Raw genomic sequence first — 17,679 nt, forward strand, 5'->3', positions numbered from 1 at the left:
GGGGCGGCGGCGCTTCGGGAGAACGGCCCAATCTCCTGGCGCGGCGGCGATGGGTCATTCTGCCCATCGCCGGCCGACCAGATCGTGCTCGTAGGCGTACGCGGTGGCCGCCGCGCGGGAGGAGAGGCCGAGCTTGCCGAAGATGTTGCTCAGGTGCCGGGCCACGGTCTTCTCGCTGAGCACCAGGTCGGCGGCGATGGCGTGGTTGGTGCGGCCGGTGGCGACCAGCCGCAGGACCTCGACCTCCCGGGGGCTGAGCCCGGTGGCGGTCTCCGGCTCCCCCCGGGCCGGCACGTCGAGCCGGGCCAGGTCGGGGGCGGCACCGAGCTCCCGGAACGCCCGGCGGGCCGCGTCCAGTTCCAGCCGCGCGGTGCCCTCGTCGCCGAGCCGCCGCCGGGCGAGCCCCAGGAGCACCCGGGTGCGGGCCCGGTCGTACGGGGCGTCGATCTCGTCCCAGATCCCGCCCGCCTCCACGAGGGCGTCCAGGGCCCCGGCGGGCTCGCCCTCCGCCAGGAGCACGGCGCCGCGGGCGTGGGCGGCGACCGCCGCGAGGAGCGGGGCGCCGAGCTCTCCGGCGGTGCGCGTCAGCTCGTCGGCGGCCTCCCGGGCGGCCGGCACGTCCCCGGCCGCCAGCATGATCTCCGCGTACGGGGCGAGCAGCCGCGCCCGCCGCAGCCGGTCGGGCGTCTCCGCCAGGGCGCCGCGGATGGCGGCGGCCGCCGCGTCGACCCGGCCCTGGGCCAGCCACATCAGGGCGAGGCCCGGCTGCGCCCGGTGCCCGCACTCGCCCGCCTGCCGGTACGCCTCCTCGGAACGGGCGAAGGCGCCGCGCACCCGGTGCAGCTCGGCCTCCTGGTACAGCGCCGTGCCGAGGACCGCCCGGCCGGGCGTCCCGGCGAGCCGTTCGCGGGCCCGGCGCGCCTCGTCCAGGGCGTCCGGCCAGGCGCCGTGCGTCATCAGGACGTGGGAGCGGTGGACCAGGCACTGGCCCCGGTAGGGCACGAGGTCCGGCTGGGCGGAGCACCAGTGGGAGAGCGCCGCCGTCCACTCCCGGGCCCGCCGCAGGTCGAAGAGCTCCTCGCACGCCTCGATGACGCTGCAGTAGACGAGGCCGGTGACGAGCGGGGAGAGCCGGCCGGAGCTGACCGCCACCATGGCCTCGTCGAGCAGGGCCGTCCCCGCGGCGATCTCACCCGCGTAGACCAGCGCCCTGCCCTGCCCGTGCCGGGCCAGCGTCACCAGGTCCTGGTCGCCGAAGCGCTCGCCGATCGCGGCGGCCTCGCCGAAGAGGGCGTGCGCGGCCCGGGGGTCCTTGTGGACGATCCGCAGGCCCTGCGGGAAGAGCAGGTAGCCCCGCTCCACGCAGTCGAGCCCGCCGTCCTCCAGGAGCCGCGCGGCGCGGGCGAGCCAGCCGCCGCCGCGGGCCGTCTCGCCGCGCAGCAGCAGCGGCACCGCCGCCCAGAAGGCGCAGCGCACGGCGGGCCCGGTCGCGCCGAGGCCGAGGTAGGCGTGGTGGGCCCGCTCGGTGGCGGCGCCGCTCTCGGTGTCGCGGCCCACCAGATAGGCGGCGGTGGCGAGGCGGACGAGGTCGTCGGGGCCGAGGGGCTCCGCGCGGTCGGCCTCCGCGAGCGCGCGGTAGGCGTCCGACCACGCCTGACGGTCGAAGGCGTCCCGGGCCCGCTCCACTTCCACGGCCACGTCCATGACGGCTCCCACCACCATTGCACCGCATGCCCTCGGACTTGTCAGGCCGGGCGGGAAGGGCGGGCGGCCGCCCCGGGAACGGCTCCCCCGGCGGGAACGGCGTACGGCCGCCCCGGGAAACGCCTCCCCCGGCGGGAACGGCGGAGGGCCGCCCCGGGAACGGATCCCGGGGCGGCCCTCCGTGGCGTACGCCGTCGGCGTCAGGCGCCGCGCAGCACGGCGCCCGTGTGCTCGGCGGCCAGGGCGACCGCGGCGTCGCGGGCGGCGGTGGCCTCCTCGACGGTCAGGGTCCGGTCCGTGGCGCGGAACTTCAGCGCGTACGCCAGGGACTTCTTGCCCTCGCCGACCTGGTCGCCGGTGTAGACGTCGAACAGGCGGATGGACTCCAGGAGTTCACCCGCGCCGCCGGCCAGGTAGGACTCGACCGCGGCGGACGGCACGTCCTGGTCGACGACCAGGGCGACGTCCTGGGTGGCGACCGGGAAGGCGGAGATGCGCGGGGCCTTGACCGGTCCCTCGCCCGCCTTCTCCAGCACGTCGAGGTCCAGCTCCATCGCGCAGGAGCGGGCCGGCAGGCCCAGCGCCTTCACGACGCGCGGGTGGAGCTCGCCGCCGTGGCCGGCGAGGGTCTTGACCCCGTCGATCACCACGTGGAAGGCGGCGCAGCGGCCCGGGTGCCACGGGGCGTGCTGGTCGGCGTCGATCAGCAGCTCCGCGCCGGACTCGGCGGCCACGATCCGGGCGGCCTCGATCGCGTCGGCCCAGTCGGCCGGGCGGCCCTTGCCCCACCAGCCGGACTGCTCGCGGGCGCCGGCGAGGACGACGGCGGCGCGGCGCGGCTGCGCGGGCAGCGCGGCGTTGACGCCGGCGATCTCCTCGTCGGTGGGACGGCGGTCCACCGGCAGGCGGACCGCGGCCTTCGGCTCGCCCTCGGGGCGGAAGACCAGGCCGGTCTCGAAGAGGGCCAGGTCGTGGCTGCCGCGGCTGTCGTTCCGCCGCAGCGCGGCCAGCAGGCCGGGGAGCAGCGTGGTGCGGAGCGCGGGCTCCTCGTCGGAGAGCGGGTTGACCAGGGTGACGACCGCGCGGCGGGCGTCGTCCGCGTCGAGGCCGAGCTGGTCGAGCGCCTGCTGCCCGATGAACGGGTAGTTCAGGGCCTCGACGTAGCCGGCGCCGGCCAGCGCGCGGCCGACCCGGCGGTGGACGCGCTGGCGCTCGGTGAGGCCGCGGCCGGCCGGGGGCTTCGGCAGCGTGGAGGGCAGGTTCTCGTAGCCCTCGAGCCGGATGACCTCCTCGGCGAGGTCGTTCGGCTCGTTCAGGTCGGGGCGCCACGAGGGCACGGTGACGACGAGCTCGTCCTGGCCGTAGACGTCGCAGCCGACCTCCTGGAGGCGGCGGACGACGGTCTCGCGGCCGTACGCCACGCCCGCGACCTTGTCGGGGTGGTTCGCCGGCATGGCGATCGTGCGGGGCGCCGACGGGGCGGCGATCTCGGTGACGCCGGCCTCGGCGGTGCCGCCCGCGAGCAGCACGAGGAGGTCGACCGTGCGCTGCGCGGCGGCTGCGGCGGCCTGCGGGTCCACGCCGCGCTCGAAGCGCTTGGACGCCTCGGAGGACAGCTTGTGGCGGCGGGCCGTGCGGGCGATCGAGATGGCGTCGAAGTGCGCGGCCTCGATGACGACCTCGGTGGAGCCGGTGACGGCGCCGGTCTCGGGGTCGGTCACCGGGTCGGCGATCTCGGTGTGGGCGCCGCCCATGACGCCCGCGATGCCGATGGGGCCGCGGTTGTCGGTGATGACCAGGTCCGCGGCGTCGAGGACGCGCGCGGTGCCGTCGAGGGTGGTGATCTTCTCGCCGGCCTCGGCGCGGCGGACCCCGATGGGGCCGTCGAGCCGGGTGCGGTCGTAGGCGTGCAGCGGCTGGCCGAGCTCCAGCATCACGTAGTTGGTGATGTCGACGGCGAGCGAGACCGTGCGCATGCCGGCCTTCTGGAGGCGGCGCTGGAGCCAGATCGGCGACCGGGCCTCGGGGTCGAGCCCGACGACGGTGCGCGCGGTGAAGCGGTCGCAGCCGATCGGGTCGGTCACCTGGACCGGGTAGCCGTACGAGTTCGGCGCGGGCACGTCGAGGAGCGCCGGGTCGCGCAGCGGCAGCCCGTACGCGATGGCGGCCTCGCGGGCGACGCCGCGCATCGAGAGGCAGTAGCCGCGGTCCGGGGTGACGGCGATGTCGAGGACCTCGTCGTACAGCTCCAGGAGGGCGGTGGCGTCGAGGCCGACCTCGTGCTCCGGCGGCAGGATGATGATCCCGTGGTTCGGGTCCTCGCCCATGCCCAGCTCCTCGCTGGAGCAGATCATGCCGCGCGAGACCTTGCCGTACGTCTTGCGCTCGGCGATGCGGAAGTCACCGGGGAGGACGGCGCCGGGCAGGGCCACGACGACCTTGTCGCCGACGGCGAAGTTCCGGGCGCCGCAGATGATCTCCTGGGGCTCGCCGGTGCCGTTGGCCTGGCCGACGTCGACGGTGCAGAAGCGGATGGGCTTCTTGAACTCCGTCAGCTCCTCGATGGTGAGGACCTTGCCGACCACCAGCGGGCCGGTGAGGCCGGCGCCGAGCTGCTCGACGGTCTCGACCTCGAGGCCGGCGGTGATGAGCTTGGCCTGGACGTCGCGGCCGGTCTCCGTCGCCGGCAGGTCGACGTACTCCCGCAGCCAAGAAAGCGGGACCCGCATCAGATCTCCATCCCGAACGGCCGGGTGAACCGGACGTCACCCTCGACCATGTCTCGCATGTCTTCCACGTTGTGCCGGAACATCAGCATCCGCTCGATGCCGAAGCCGAAGGCGAAGCCGCTGTACTTCTCCGGGTCCACGCCGCAGGCGATGAGCACCTTCGGGTTGACCATGCCGCAGCCGCCGAGCTCGATCCAGCCCTCGCTGCCGCAGGTGCGGCAGGGACGGTCGGGGTCGCCGACGGACTCGCCGCGGCAGACGTAGCAGAGCATGTCCATCTCGGCGGACGGCTCGGTGAACGGGAAGAAGTTCGGACGGAGCCGGGTCTTCATGTCCGCGCCGAAGAGCGCCTGGACCATGTGGTCGAGGGTGCCCTTGAGGTCGGCCATGGTGAGGCCCTCGTCGACCGCGAGCAGCTCGATCTGGTGGAAGACCGGGGTGTGCGTGGCGTCGAGCTCGTCGGTGCGGTAGACGCGGCCGGGGCACACCACGTAGACCGGGGGCTCCCGGTCGATGAGGGTGCGGGCCTGGACCGGCGAGGTGTGGGTGCGGAGCACGACACCGGACTCGTCGCCCGTGGTGCCCTCCGGACCCTGGACGAAGAAGGTGTCCTGCATCTGCCGCGCCGGGTGGTCCGGCACGAAGTTCAGGGCGTCGAAGTTGAACCACTCGGCCTCGACCTCGGGGCCCTCGGCGACCTCGTAGCCCATCGACACGAAGACGTCGGCGACGCGCTCCATGAGGGTGGTCAGCGGGTGGCGGGCGCCGGCCGGGATCCGGTCGTACGGCAGGGTGACGTCGACGGCCTCCTCGACGAGGACGCGCGCGTCGCGCTCGGCCTCCAGCTCGGCCTGGCGGGCGGCGAGCGCCTTGGAGACGACACCGCGGGCCTGGCCGACGAGCTTGCCGGCCGCGGCCTTGGCCTGCGGCGGCAGCGCGCCGATCTCGCGGTTGGCGAGGGCCAGCGGCGAGGTGCCGCCGGTGTGCGCCGTCTTGGCGTGCGTGAGCGCGTCGAGGTCGCCGGCGGCGGCGAAGGCGGCGAGCGCCTCGTCCCGCATGCGCTCGATCTCTTCCGGTTTCAAGGCTTCGACCTCGACCGGGTCGTACGACTTATTGGGTGCCGACATCTCTTCCCGTGCTTCCGTTGGGCTGGCTGGGGCGACCCCGGTTCGACGACAGACGACAAGGGCGCAAACGTGCCAAAGGTCGAGTCTAACGGGGTGGGGACACGCTGATGAGCCCGTGGGGGCCCCGGTGGCTCTCGATCCCGTCGGGTCTCGGTGGGTGAGACGTCAGACGAGATGGGCCGGGGCGCCGACGGGCAGGATAAATCGGAACTCGGCGCCGCCGCGCGGGCCGCGTCCAACGGTGATGGTGCCGCCGTGGGCCTCGACGAGGCCCTTGACGATATAGAGGCCGAGTCCGGTGCCGCCGCGCTTGCTGCCGCGCCAGAAGCGGGTGAAGACGCGGTTCATGGACTCCTCGGGGATGCCCGGGCCCTCGTCGCTCACGGTGACCTCCGTCCCCTCCTCGGTGCCGTCGTCGCCCGCGGTGCGGGGCGCCACCTCGATGGTGACGGTTCCGGCGCCGTGGCGCACCGCGTTTTCCAGGAGGTTGCCGAGGATCTGGTCGATCTTGTCGGGGTCGGCCCAGAGCGCGGGCAGTCCGGGCCGGGTGCGGACGAAGAAGCGGTCGGGGGCCTGGCCGCCGGTGGTGTGCACCTGGACGTGCCGGCCGATGGCGGCGGCGATGTCGACGGGCTGGCGGCGCACCTCCAGGCGGCCGGAGTCGATCCGGGAGATGTCGAGGAGTTCGGCGATGAGCCGCTTGATGCGGCCGGCGTCGGCGTCGACGGTCTCCAGCATGAGCCGCTTCTGCTCGTCGGTGAACCGCTCCCACTTGCTGAGGAGGGTGGCGGTGAAGCCCTTCACGGAGGTGAGCGGGGAGCGCAGTTCGTGGGCGACGGTGGCGATGAGCTCGGCGTGGCTGCGCTCGGAGCGGCGGCGGGCCTCTGTGCCGCGCAGCGAGACGACGACCCTGTGCACGGGGCCCGTGGGGTGCTCGCGGACGTACCGGGCGGAGACGAGGACCTCGCGGCCGCCGGGGAGCAGCAGGTTCCGCTCGGGCTGGCCGCGCCGGGTGGCGAGGCCGCCGTACGGGTCGGTGAGGGTCCACCAGCGGTGGCCCTTGAGGTCCTCCAGGGGGAGGGCCTCGTGGAGCGGGCGGCCGAGGGCCTCGGGGGCGGGGACGGCGGTGAGGCGGCTGGCGGCGGCGTTGAAGCAGACGACGAGGCCGGTCTCGTCGGCGACGACCAGTCCGTCGGGCAGGTCGTCGGGGTCGATCCCGGGCCACGGCGCGGGCGGGCGCGCCCCGTCGTCGCGTCGCCGCGCGGTCCGCGCGGGACTGTCCGTGCCGGCCGTCATCCCCGTCTCCCACCCCTCCGTGTACCGCAGTGGGCCCCCGAGTGCGTCACTCTACTGGGCGAGGGTGACCGGCGGGAGTCGGAAGACCACACCGGGTGGCCGAAACACGACGGTGCGGTGCGGCGGGGGTGCGGTCAGGCGGTGCGGCGGGGGCGCTGGGCGCGGGCGGAGGCGTAGAGGCAGACGGCGGCGGCGGTGGCCAGATTGAGGCTCTCGGCCTTGCCGTGGATGGGGACGCGGACGACGGCGTCGGCGAGCGCGCGGGTCTCCTCTGGCAGCCCCCACGCCTCGTTGCCGAAGATCCAGGCGGTGGGGCCGCCCATGGTGCCGGCGTCGAGCTCGTCGTCGAGGTCGTCCTGGCCTGCGCCGTCGGCGGCGAGGATCCGGACCCCGGCGCCCTTGAGCCCGGCGACGGCCTGCTCGACGGGGACGCCGACGGCGACGGGGAGGTGGAAGAGGGAGCCGACGGAGGCGCGGACCGACTTCGGGTTGTACAGGTCGACGGAGGCGTCGGTGAGGACGACCGCGTCGGCGCCGGCGGCGTCGGCGCAGCGGAGCACGGTGCCGGCGTTCCCGGGGTCGCGGACGTGGGCGAGGACGGCGACCAGCTTCGGCCGGGCGGCGAGGATCGCGTCGAACGGCGAGTCGAGGAAGCGGCAGACGCCGACGAGGCCCTGCGGGGTGACGGTCTGGGAGACCTCGGCGAGGACGGCGTCGGAGGCGTGGTGGACGCGGGCGCCGGCGGCGCGGGCGGCCTCGACGATGGGCGCGTACCGCTCGGCGGCCTCGACGGTGGTGAAGAGCTCGACGAGGGTGGGGACGCCGTCCGGGCCCCGGTGCGCGACGGCCTCGCGGACGGCCTGGGGGCCCTCGGCGAGGAAGAGGCGGTCCTTGCCCCGGAAGTTGCGCTTGGCGAGCCGCCGGGCGGCGACGACGCGCGGGGAACGCGGGGAGATCAGCTCGGGGGTGGACATGTGCCTGCGGCTCTCTGTCTCTGTCTCGGTCTCGTCGGGGGGCGCCGTGAGGGGTCGGTCAACGCGCCGGACCCGCAGGCGCGGGGCCTGCGGGTCCGGTCGGAAGCACTGCGGCCTGGAGGATCAGGCGGCGGCCTTCGGGGCGTTGACGTCGGCCGGGAGGGCCTTCTGCGCGACCTCGACCAGCGCGGCGAACGCGTTGATGTCGTTGACGGCCAGCTCGGCGAGGATCTTGCGGTCCACCTCGATGTTGGCGGCCTTCAGACCCTGGATGAGGCGGTTGTACGTCATGCCGTTCTGGCGGGCAGCGGCGTTGATGCGCTGGATCCACAGCTGACGGAAGTCGCCCTTGCGCTTCTTGCGGTCGTTGTAGTTGTAGACCAGCGAGTGGGTGACCTGCTCCTTGGCCTTGCGGTACAGGCGCGAACGCTGACCGCGGTAGCCGGAAGCCTGCTCGAGGATCGCCCGGCGCTTCTTGTGGGCGTTGACTGCCCGCTTGACGCGTGCCACTTCTTACTCCTTGTAGCGGGGCCGTGGTGTCTTCACACGACCCGGAAAACGGATGGGTCCCGGTCTTGGCCGGATGCCCTCGACGGCCGAGGGCGGGAGATCAAGCTCAGATGCCCAGCATCTTCTTGATCTTGGCGGCGTCACCCGGGGCCATCTCGGCGTTGCCGGTGAGGCGACGCGTCAGCTTGGACGACTTGTGCTCCAGCAGGTGGCGCTTGCCGGCGCGCTCGCGCAGGATCTTGCCGGAGCCGGTGACCTTGAAGCGCTTCTTGGCACCGGAGTGCGTCTTGTTCTTCGGCATGGCGCCGTTATCTCCTCGTCAGTGGCGCTCCCCCGGTGCGGGCACCGGAGAACCGGGAGCGTCAATTCTTCGTGTGGTGGTGCCGGGCGGGACCCGGGGGCTGCCGGGGCAGCCCCGTCGGATCACGCCTCGGCGTTCTCGGCCGACGTGTCGGCCGAAGCCTCCTCGGCACCGGCCGCCGGAGCCGCCTCGGGCGCGGTGCCCTGACGCTCCGCCTTGCGCGCGGCCTGGGCCTCGCGCGCCTCGGCCATGGCCTCGGTCTTCTTCTTGTGCGGGCCCAGAACCATGATCATGTTCCGGCCGTCCTGCTTCGGGTTGGACTCGATGAAGCCAAGCTCCTGGACGTCCTCGGCGAGGCGCTGCAGCAGGCGGTAACCGAGCTCGGGCCGGGACTGCTCACGACCACGGAACATGATCGTGATCTTGACCTTGTCGCCCTGCTTGAGGAACCGGACGACGTGACCCTTCTTGGTGTCGTAGTCGTGCGGGTCGATCTTCGGCCGGAGCTTCATCTCCTTGATGACCGTGTGCGCCTGGTTCTTGCGCGCCTCACGGGCCTTCATGGCCGACTCGTACTTGAACTTCCCGTAGTCCATGAGCTTGCACACGGGCGGACGGGCGTTCGCCGCGACCTCGACAAGATCGAGGTCGTACTCCTGTGCGAGCTCCAGGGCCTTGGCAAGGGGGACGATGCCCACCTGCTCGCCGCTGGGGCCGACAAGACGCACCTCGGGAACGCGAATCCGCTCGTTGATGCGGGGCTCGGCGCTGATGGATCCTCCTCGGTAGCACCACGCGACCGCCTTGGCGGACGGACACGTCACGTCAAATCACTGAGACCAACCGAGGGGGCATACAAAAAATGCCCCGGACGGGACACAGGCGGGGCTCCAACGCAAACCGGAGCACCACCACGGTGGACCGCGGGGCGCAACATCGGGCGGCTCCATCGTCCGTACGGAACGATGGGCGCCACCTGACCGGTGACCCGCCGCCCGTGAGGGCGGTCAGGTGGGAGATCGGAGCCTCCACTTGTGGGCCGGGCACACACGTGTCCGGCCGGTCGTTACACAAGGTTAGCAGGACCCGGCGGTCGGCGCGAACCGCCGGCCCGCTTATCGTGTGGGGCATGAGCGAGACCCCCCAGAACGAGTCCACGAACACCCCCGGCGCCTCCGCCGACAGCCCCGACTTCGAGGCCATGACCCGCGACATCGCGGAGGTCCCCGCGGTCGAGGTGATCGTGACCGTCGCCGTGAATCTGATGAGCGCCGCCGCGGTCAAGCTCGGCCTCACCGAGGAGGGCGACGCGCACAAGGACCTCGACGAGGCGCGCAAGCTGATCCACGCGCTCGCGGGTCTGCTCGACGCGAGCACGACGGAGATCTCGTCCTTCCACGCGGCCCCGCTGCGGGACGGCCTGAAGTCCCTCCAGCTCGCCTTCCGCGAGGCGTCCATCGTCCCGGACGAGCCGGGCCAGGGCCCGGGCGAGAAGTACACGGGGCGGGTGTTCGGCTAGGACGCGGAGTTCGGTCCCGTACGACGCGGAGTTCAGTCCCGTACGTAGAAGGGCTCGCCCGGGGGCGTGGCCTCGGCCGGCAGGAGTGCCAGGTCGAGGCCCCGCACCAGGCGGGCCCTCAGTGTTTCGTCGGCGGCGAGGGCGCCGGCCACCCGCCGGGCGGTCTCGGCGGGGGCGGCGTCCGCGGCGAGGACCAGGGCGAGGGTGCCGTCGGCGGTGCCCCGGCCGAGGTGGGCGCGGAGGACGGCGGGCTCGGCGGCGACGGCGGCGCGGACCGCGTCCCGTACCGCCGGGTCGTCGAGGGGGTCGGTGCTGGTGCGGCCCTCGGCGAGGGCGAGCAGGGCGGAGCCGCTCACCTGGTACGGCACGGGGCCCGCCATGTCGAGGACGAGGGTGTCGGCCTTCTCGTGGACGAGGGCGGCGAGCGCCTGCCGGAGCGGGACGGCGACGGGCCGGGCGGCCGGGTCCCACAGGGCGAGCGCGGCGGTCGAGGTGAAGGCGGGGAGCCCGCGCCGGTCGCCGGCGGTGAGCGTCGGCACCGCCATGTCGCTGGTCTTCTCCCGCTTCAGCCCGGTCTCCGGGTCGGTCTCCACCTCGCCGAGGACGGCGACGACGGGGACGAGGAGCCGGGCGCCGCGGAGCGCCTCCAGGACGGGGCCGTGGGCGGTTCTGTCCTGCGCCCAGGCGGCGAGGGCCTCGGCGAGCGCCGGGTCGGCGGTGCCGTCGTCGTCGGAGAAACCGGGGTCCGGGATGTTCTTGAGCTCCACGCCCCGAGCCTAACCGGCCGGGCCGGGCGCCCCGGCCGCCGGGCGCCGGTCGGCGGGTGCGGCGGTCGGCGGGTGCGGCGGTCAGCGGGTGCGGCCGGCCCGGTGGAGGACGAGGGCGGTCAGCAGGAGGAGGGCGCCGAGGCCGCCGGCGAGGGGGGCGAGGAGTCCGGGGGCGGTGTCCTCCTCGGCGGCGGGCAGGGGGCCGGGGCCGAAGTACTGGCCGCGGTGGCCCGCGGTGGCGTTCTTCGGGTCGCCGCCCTTCAGCGCGGCGCCGGCCTCGATGGCGGCGGCCGGGTCGACGGTGCCGTACCCCTTGTCGTCGCTGCGGCCGCCCTCGGGCCGGTCGCGTGCGGTGTCCACGAGGAGCTTCTTGACCTGGGCGGGGGTCAGTTCGGGGTGGGCGGAGCGGACGAGGGCGACGGCGCCGGAGACGAACGCGGCGGCGGCGCTGGTGCCCCAGCCCTCGTAGTACTTGCGGTCCGGGTCGGCGATGACGATGTCGACGCCGGGGGCGCTGACCGTGGCGTACCAGCGGCGGGTGGAGAAGGGGGCGCGGGTGCCGTACCGGTCGACGGCGGTGACCGCGATGACGCCGGGGTAGGCGGCCGGGTAGGAGATGTGGTCGCCCTTCTCGCCGCCGTTGCCGGCGGAGGCGACGACGGAGACGCCCTTGGCGAGCGCGTACTGGACGGCGGCGTCCTCGCCGGGGTCGGGGTGGGCGGACTTGGAGTCGTCGCCGAGGGACAGGTTGATGACGTCGGCGCCGTGGTCGGCGGCCCAGCGGATGCCCTGGGCGAGGGCGGTGCCGCGGGTCTTCCTGGCCTTGTCGCGGGCCTTGTCCTTGCCTTCGAGGATGACCCGGACGGGCAGGATGCGGACGCCGGGGGCGATGCCGAGGACGCCGCTGTCGTCGGCCCAGCCGTGGCCGTGCCCGGCGATGATCCCGGCCATCGCGGTGCCGTGCCGGGCCCAGGTGGCGTCGCCCTTCGAGGCGCCGAAGCCGATGAGGTCGTGGCCGGGCAGGACGGAGCCGGCGAGGTCGGGGTGGTCGGCGTCGACTCCGGTGTCCAGGACGGCGACGGTGACCCCCTCGCCCTTGGTGGTGCGCCACGCCTCGGCGGTGCGGAGGGTGTCGTGGCCCCACTGGCGGTCGCGGATGGCGTCGGCGTGCGCGGGCGTGGCGGCGGGGAGCACGGCGAACGCGGCGGCGAGCAGGACGGCGGCGGGCGCGGTGGCCGCGGCGCGGGTACGCGCGCGCGTGCGGGTACGGGGCCGGGTCACCGCTGGTCCTCTTCCTTGGCCGCGTTCAGGGCGGTGGTGCGGAGCTGCTGCTCCAGGCGTCCGGCGATGCCGAGGGCCTCGTGGCCCAGGCCGGACTGGGCCACGGCGTCCGCGCGGCCCTTCTTCATGGCCTGGTCGGCGGGGACCGCGCGGCCGACGGCGCGGCCGTCGGCGAAGCCGGAGACGGCGGTGACGACGACGGGCAGGTCGGTGGGGGCGGTCACCCACCAGGCGGCGCGCTGGGCCGGGCCGAAGCCGGCGGCGACGGTGCCGGGCCCGGCGAGCGCGGGCGGCACGTCCTGGCCGAGGCGGGCGGTCAGTTTCGCTCCGTCCAGGGCGCGCTGGGCGGTGACGTCGGCGCGGGTGAAGACGAGGCCGACGGTGAGGACGCTGCTGGCGGTGGCGTCGGTGTACGTGGCGCGCAGCACGCGCTCGCAGCCGAGCGGGCGCAGGGCGGTGAGCAGCTTGGGGGCGAGGGAGGCGGGGGCGCAGGACGCGTCGGGGGCGACGACGATCCGGGTCCAGGTACGGGCGGAGGGGCCGGGGCCCGCCTGGGGGGCGGTGAGGGTGCGGGGGAAGAGGGTGTCGACGGGCGCGTTGTGCCAGAGCTCCTTGGCGACGGCGTATCCGGCGGGTTCGGCGGGCTTCCCGCCGCCGGAGGCGGCGAGCCAGACCCCGGCGAGCGCCCCGCCGACGAGTCCGATCCCGAGCACGACACAGGCGCCGACGGCCAGGGTCCTCCCCCGCCGCCGCTCCCGTATGGGCCGCAGCCGGGTGGTCGTCTCGACCGGCGTCTCGTCCGTCCCGTACGCCGGCACCCGCACGGGCCGGAGCCGGGTGGTGGTCTCGACGGGCGCGACGGGCGCGGCGGGCGGGTGCGGGGCCCGTGCCGGGGGCAGCGGGGCGGAGGCGCCGCCGGACGCGCGGGAGCCGGCACGCTCGGCCCCGCCGCCGGGCCCGGAGCCCGCCGGGCGGGACGGGGCGGCCGCCGGCGCGGAGGTACGGGTCGCCTGCGCGGCGGCCGGGCGCGGCGGGGTCGCCGGGCGGGAGGGCGGTGCCGTGGCCGGGCGGGAGGCCGGTGCCGTGGCCTGGGGCGGCAAGGGGGCGCCGGACCGGTGCGGCGGAGTGGCCGGCGGGCGGGTGGGCGGGGTGGCCGTCGAGGGGGCGGGAGACGCCGGCGAGGGGGTGGGAGGGGTGGCCGTCGGGGGCTGCGCGGGGCGGGCCGGGGGTGGGGCGCCCTGGCCGGTCGCGGTGCCTGGGGCTGTCGCGGTACCCGGGGCTGTCGCGGGCGGCGCGGTGGGCGGCCGGTGCGGGGCGCGGGGCGGCGGGGCGGTCGCGGGGCGCGGAGGCGTGGCCGGACGCGGAGGCGCGCCGGACGCGGGGCGCGCGGCCGGAGCCGTACCGGACGAAGAGCGCGGGGGCGCGGACGTGCCGGGCGCCGGGCTCGGGGTCGTACCGGAGGAAGAGCGCGGGGCCGGGGCGGTACCGGACTCCGGGCGCGCGAGCGTGCCGGACGCGGAGGTCGGGGCCGTACCGGACGCGGGACGCGGGGGCGTGCCGGACGCGGAGTGCGGGGGCGCGGCCGTGCCGGACTCCGGGCGCGGGGGCGTGCCGGACGCGGAGGCCGGGGCCGTACCGGACGCGGGACGCGGGGGCGGGGCCGTACCGGTCGAAGGAACCGCGACAGGGGCCGTGCCGGGCTCCGGGCGCGGGGCCGTACCGGACGTGGGACGCGGGGGCGGTGCCGTACCGGACTCCGGGTGCGGGGTCGCTGCGGGGGCCGGCGGGGGGGTGTCGGAGGTTGGGCGGGCCGGTGGGGTGAGGTGGGTGGTGAGGGAGGAGAGGGCGCTGGTGGGGGTGGTGGCGGGGGGCGGGAGGGTCTCGGTGACGCGGGGCGCGCGGGGGTTGTGCTCGCTGGTCATCCCGCCCCCTGCTCCTGCCGACAATGCCCGCCACTCTACGGGCTGTTCCCCGCTGCGCGGGAACCCAGGGGTACCCACCCCCCTGACGGTCTGGCAAGCTCGGGCCATGACTCCCCGTGCCGCCGACAGGGCCCGGTACGACCGGGCCACCGCCGCTCTCGACGCGCCGCTGGCGCTCGTCGATCTGGAGGCTTTCGACGCGAACGCGGACGATCTGGTGCGGCGGGCCGGCGGCAAGCCGGTCCGGGTGGCGAGCAAGTCGGTGCGGTGCCGTGCGCTCCTGGAGCGGGTGCTGGCGCGGGACGGCTTCGCCGGAGTCATGTCGTTCACGCTCGCCGAGTCGCTGTGGCTGGCGCGCGCCGGTTTCGAGGACGTGCTGCTCGCCTATCCGTCCGTCGACCGGGCGGCGTACGCGGAGCTGGCGCGGGATCCGAAGCTCACCGCCGCCGTGACGGTGACGGTCGACGACGTGGCGCAGCTGGAGCTGATCGACGCGGCACGGGCCGGCGGCACCGAGGAGGTGCGGGTCTGTCTGGAGATGGACACCTCGCTGCGCCTGCTCGGCGGCCGGGTCCGGATCGGCGCGCGGCGGTCCCCGCTGCGGACGCCCGCGGAGCTGGCGGAGCTGGCCCGCTCGGTGGTGCGCCGGCCGGGGTTCCGGCTGGTCGGCCTGATGGCGTACGAGGGTCATGTGGCGGGTGTCGGGGACGCGGTGGCCGGCCGGCCGCTGCGGTCGCGGGCGGTCAGGGCGATGCAGGCGGCGGCCCGCCGTGAGCTGGCCGGGCGGCGGGCGGCGGTGGTCGCGGCCGTACGGGCGGTGGCGCCGGACCTGGAGTTCGTCAACGGCGGCGGCACCGGCAGCGTGCAGCACACCGCCGCGGAGGCGGCCGTCACCGAGATCGCCGCCGGGTCCGGTCTCTACGTGCCGCGGCTCTTCGACGACTATTCGTCCTTCAGCGGCCGGCCCGCCGCGCTCTTCGCGCTGCCCGTGGTGCGGCGGCCGGGCGTCGGGGTCGTCACCGTGCTGGGCGGCGGCTATCCGGCGTCCGGAGCGGCGGGGCGGGACCGGCTGCCCGTCCCGTACCTGCCGGAGGGGCTGCGGTACGACCCGCGGGAGGGGCCCGGCGAGGTGCAGACGCCGCTGCTGGGCTCGCCGGCCGACGATCTGCGGATCGGCGACAAGGTGTGGTTCCGGCACGCGAAGGCCGGCGAGCTGTGCGAGCGGTTCGAGGCGCTGCGCCTGGTGGAGGGGGACCATGTGGTGGACACGGTCCCGACCTACCGGGGCGAGGGACGCACCTTCCTCTGATTCCCTACAGCGGGGTCACGTAGGCGCCCGAGATGCCGCCGTCGACGAGGAAGTCGGAGGCGTTGACGAACGAGGAGTCGTCGCTGGCGAGGAAGGCGACGGCCGCCGCGATCTCGTCGGCCTCGGCGAACCGGCCGACCGGGATGTGGACGAGCCGGCGGGCGGCCCGCTCCGGGTCCTTGGCGAACAGCTCCTGGAGGAGCGGGGTGTTGACCGGGCCGGGGCAGAGCGCGTTGACCCGGATGCCCTCACGGGCGAACTGGACGCCGAGCTCGCGGGACATGGCGAGGACGCCGCCCTTGGAGGCGGTGTACGAGATCTGGCTGGTCGCCGCGCCCATGATCGCGACGAACGAGGCGGTGTTGATGATGGAGCCCTTGCCCTGGCGCCGCATGTAGGGCAGGGCGGCCTTGCAGCACAGGTAGACGGAGGTGAGGTTGACGTCCTGGACGCGCTTCCACGCCTCCAGGCCGGTCTCCAGGATGGAGTCGTCGTCGGGCGGGGAGATGCCCGCGTTGTTGAAGGCGATGTCGACGGAGCCGTAGGTCTCGAAGGCGACGCGGAAGAGCGCCTCGACCTCCTCCGGGTCGGTGACGTCGACCTTGACGAAGGTGCCGCCGACGGCCTCGGCGGCGGCCTTCCCCGCCTCCTCGTCGATGTCGCCGCAGACGACGTGCGCGCCCTCGGAGGCGAGCCGGCGGGCGGTGGCGAGGCCGATGCCGCTGCCGGCGCCGGTGATGACGGCGGTGCGGCCGACGAGGCGGCGGCAGACGATCTCTTCGCTGGTCGGGTTGGTGCTCACAGTGCGGGGCCCTCCGTGCTGATGAAGACGTTCTTGGTCTCGGTGAAGGCGGTCAGGGCGTCGGGGCCGAGTTCCCGGCCGAGTCCGGACTGGCGGAAGCCGCCGAACGGGGTCCAGTAGCGGACGCTGGAGTGGGAGTTGACGGAGAGGTTGCCGGCCCGGACGGCGCGGGCGGCGCGCAGGGCGCGGCCGACGTCCCGGGTCCAGATGGAGCCGGCCAGGCCGTACGGGGTGGCGTCGGCGAGCCGGAGCGCGTCGGCCTCGTCCTCGAACGGGAGGACGACGGCGACGGGTCCGAAGATCTCCTCGACGGCGCAGGGGGCGTCCTCGGCGACGCCGGTCAGGACGGTCGGCGGGAACCAGAAGCCGGGCCCCTCGGGCGCCTTGCCGCGGATGGCCTCGGCGTCCTCGGGGACGTAACCGCGGACCCGGTCGAGCTGGGCGCGGGAGATCAGCGGTCCCATCTGGGTGCGCGGGTCGAGCGGGTCGCCGACGACGATCTCCTCGATCGCCGGGGTGAGGAGCTCCATGAAGCGGTCGTACACGCCGCGCTGCACGAGGATGCGGGTGCGGGCGCAGCAGTCCTGGCCGCTGTTGTCGAGGAACGCCATGGGGGCGGCGGCGGCGGCCGCCTCGATGTCCGCGTCGGCGAAGACGATGTTGGGGCTCTTGCCGCCGAGTTCGAGGGTGAGCCGCTTCACCTGGTCGGCGGCCCTGGCCATGATCCGCTTGCCGGTGCGGGTGGAACCGGTGAAGACGATCTTGGCGATGCCGGGGTGGGTGACGAGGGCCTCGCCTGCGACGGCTCCCTCGCCGGGGAGGACCTGGAAGAGGTGCTCGGGGAGGCCGGCCTCCAGGGCGAGTTCGGCGAGACGGAGGGCGGTGAGGGGGGTGGTCTCGGCCGGTTTGAGGATGACGGCGTTGCCGGCGGCCAGGGCGGGGGCGGTGGCCCAGGCGGCGATCGGCATGGGGAAGTTCCAGGGCGCGATCACGCCGACGACGCCGAGGGGTTCGAGGATCGTGAGGTCGATGCCGCCGGGGACGGGGATCTGGCGTCCGTTCAGGCGCTCGACTCCCCCGGCCGCGTAGTCGAGGAGGTCGCGGACGTTTCCGGCCTCCCAGCGGGCGTTGCCGAGGGTGTGCCCGGCCTCGCGGACCTCCAGGAGGGCGAGTTCCTCGGTGTGCGCGTCGACGACGGAGGCGAAGCGGCGGAGCAGCCGGGCGCGGTCCGCGGGGGCGGCGGCGGCCCACGCGGTCTGCGCGGCGGCGGCCCGGGTGACGGCGGCGTCGACGTCGGCGGGCCCGGCGGCGGGGACGGTGGCGACGTGTTCCTCCGTCGCAGGGTTCAGTACCTGGAGCTCGGTGGGCAAGACTCGGTCCTCTCGGGGGTGTGCAGAGGCGTCCGGGGGGGCGGAGGCGGCGGCGGTCGGGGGCAGAG

15 protein-coding genes are annotated in these 17,679 nt (G+C 75.0%); 2 read left to right on the plus strand and 13 right to left on the minus strand.

Going from position 1 to position 17,679, the window contains the following annotated elements; translation table 11 throughout:
* Nucleotides 1-54: 54 nt before the first annotated feature.
* The 8 genes from ACIGHB_RS24555 to infC form a co-directional block, all read right to left on the minus strand.
* The gene (locus ACIGHB_RS24555) at nt 55-1,704 is read right to left on the minus strand and encodes a LuxR C-terminal-related transcriptional regulator (protein WP_399915892.1); all 1,650 of its coding nucleotides are present in this window, start codon (nt 1,702-1,704) and stop codon (nt 55-57) included.
* A gap of 200 nt (nt 1,705-1,904) precedes the next feature.
* Nucleotides 1,905-4,433 (minus strand): phenylalanine--tRNA ligase subunit beta, encoded by a 2,529-nt coding sequence (gene pheT / locus ACIGHB_RS24560; RefSeq protein WP_399915894.1) that lies wholly within the window; start codon nt 4,431-4,433, stop codon nt 1,905-1,907.
* Entirely contained in the window at nt 4,433-5,560 is a 1,128-nt protein-coding gene (pheS, locus tag ACIGHB_RS24565) for a phenylalanine--tRNA ligase subunit alpha (protein WP_360315516.1), read from the minus strand. Before pheS ends, pheT begins: the two co-directional genes overlap by 1 nt.
* Before the next feature lie 165 nt (nt 5,561-5,725).
* Nucleotides 5,726-6,856 (minus strand): ATP-binding protein, encoded by a 1,131-nt coding sequence (locus tag ACIGHB_RS24570; protein ID WP_360315518.1) that lies wholly within the window; start codon nt 6,854-6,856, stop codon nt 5,726-5,728.
* Between the two features lie 134 nt (nt 6,857-6,990).
* Nucleotides 6,991-7,830, minus strand: a complete 840-nt coding sequence (locus tag ACIGHB_RS24575) for an RNA methyltransferase (RefSeq protein ID WP_360315520.1) — start codon at nt 7,828-7,830, stop codon at nt 6,991-6,993.
* Nucleotides 7,831-7,953: 123 nt separating this feature from the next.
* Complete coding sequence (rplT, locus tag ACIGHB_RS24580; protein WP_030493496.1) at nt 7,954-8,340, minus strand: 50S ribosomal protein L20; 387 nt, start codon at nt 8,338-8,340, stop codon at nt 7,954-7,956.
* Between the two features lie 106 nt (nt 8,341-8,446).
* On the minus strand, nt 8,447-8,641 hold the full coding sequence (rpmI, locus tag ACIGHB_RS24585; protein ID WP_015032399.1) for a 50S ribosomal protein L35: 195 nt from the start codon (nt 8,639-8,641) through the stop codon (nt 8,447-8,449).
* Nucleotides 8,642-8,763: 122 nt separating this feature from the next.
* Complete coding sequence (infC, locus tag ACIGHB_RS24590; RefSeq protein ID WP_360315523.1) at nt 8,764-9,465, minus strand: translation initiation factor IF-3; 702 nt, start codon at nt 9,463-9,465, stop codon at nt 8,764-8,766.
* Nucleotides 9,466-9,770: 305 nt separating this feature from the next.
* On the opposite strand from infC, the gene ACIGHB_RS24595 reads away from it, so the two are divergent.
* On the plus strand, nt 9,771-10,160 hold the full coding sequence (locus ACIGHB_RS24595) for a DUF1844 domain-containing protein (protein ID WP_399915897.1): 390 nt from the start codon (nt 9,771-9,773) through the stop codon (nt 10,158-10,160).
* Nucleotides 10,161-10,192: 32 nt separating this feature from the next.
* On the opposite strand, the gene ACIGHB_RS24600 is transcribed toward ACIGHB_RS24595, so the two are convergent.
* The 3 genes from ACIGHB_RS24600 to ACIGHB_RS24610 all read right to left on the minus strand — a co-directional run bounded on the left by ACIGHB_RS24600 (nt 10,193) and on the right by ACIGHB_RS24610 (nt 13,308).
* Nucleotides 10,193-10,927, minus strand: a complete 735-nt coding sequence (locus ACIGHB_RS24600; protein WP_399915899.1) for an SseB family protein — start codon at nt 10,925-10,927, stop codon at nt 10,193-10,195.
* A gap of 81 nt (nt 10,928-11,008) precedes the next feature.
* On the minus strand, nt 11,009-12,208 hold the full coding sequence (gene mycP / locus ACIGHB_RS24605) for a type VII secretion-associated serine protease mycosin (protein WP_399915901.1): 1,200 nt from the start codon (nt 12,206-12,208) through the stop codon (nt 11,009-11,011).
* The gene (locus ACIGHB_RS24610; RefSeq protein WP_399915903.1) at nt 12,205-13,308 is read right to left on the minus strand and encodes a hypothetical protein; all 1,104 of its coding nucleotides are present in this window, start codon (nt 13,306-13,308) and stop codon (nt 12,205-12,207) included. Before ACIGHB_RS24610 ends, mycP begins: the two co-directional genes overlap by 4 nt.
* A 928-nt stretch (nt 13,309-14,236) precedes the next feature.
* On the opposite strand from ACIGHB_RS24610, the gene ACIGHB_RS24615 reads away from it, so the two are divergent.
* The gene (locus ACIGHB_RS24615; RefSeq protein WP_399915905.1) at nt 14,237-15,439 is read left to right on the plus strand and encodes an amino acid deaminase/aldolase; all 1,203 of its coding nucleotides are present in this window, start codon (nt 14,237-14,239) and stop codon (nt 15,437-15,439) included.
* A gap of 4 nt (nt 15,440-15,443) precedes the next feature.
* On the opposite strand, the gene ACIGHB_RS24620 is transcribed toward ACIGHB_RS24615, so the two are convergent.
* Together ACIGHB_RS24620 and ACIGHB_RS24625 are read right to left on the minus strand one after the other, a co-directional pair.
* On the minus strand, nt 15,444-16,241 hold the full coding sequence (locus tag ACIGHB_RS24620) for a 3-oxoacyl-ACP reductase (RefSeq protein ID WP_360314194.1): 798 nt from the start codon (nt 16,239-16,241) through the stop codon (nt 15,444-15,446).
* Nucleotides 16,238-17,611, minus strand: a complete 1,374-nt coding sequence (locus ACIGHB_RS24625; protein WP_399915907.1) for an aldehyde dehydrogenase family protein — start codon at nt 17,609-17,611, stop codon at nt 16,238-16,240. The genes ACIGHB_RS24620 and ACIGHB_RS24625 overlap by 4 nt, the downstream gene beginning before the upstream one ends.
* Nucleotides 17,612-17,679: the final 68 nt, after the last annotated feature.

The organism is Streptomyces sp. NPDC085460, from assembly GCF_044541975.1.
Classification (GTDB): domain Bacteria; phylum Actinomycetota; class Actinomycetes; order Streptomycetales; family Streptomycetaceae; genus Streptomyces.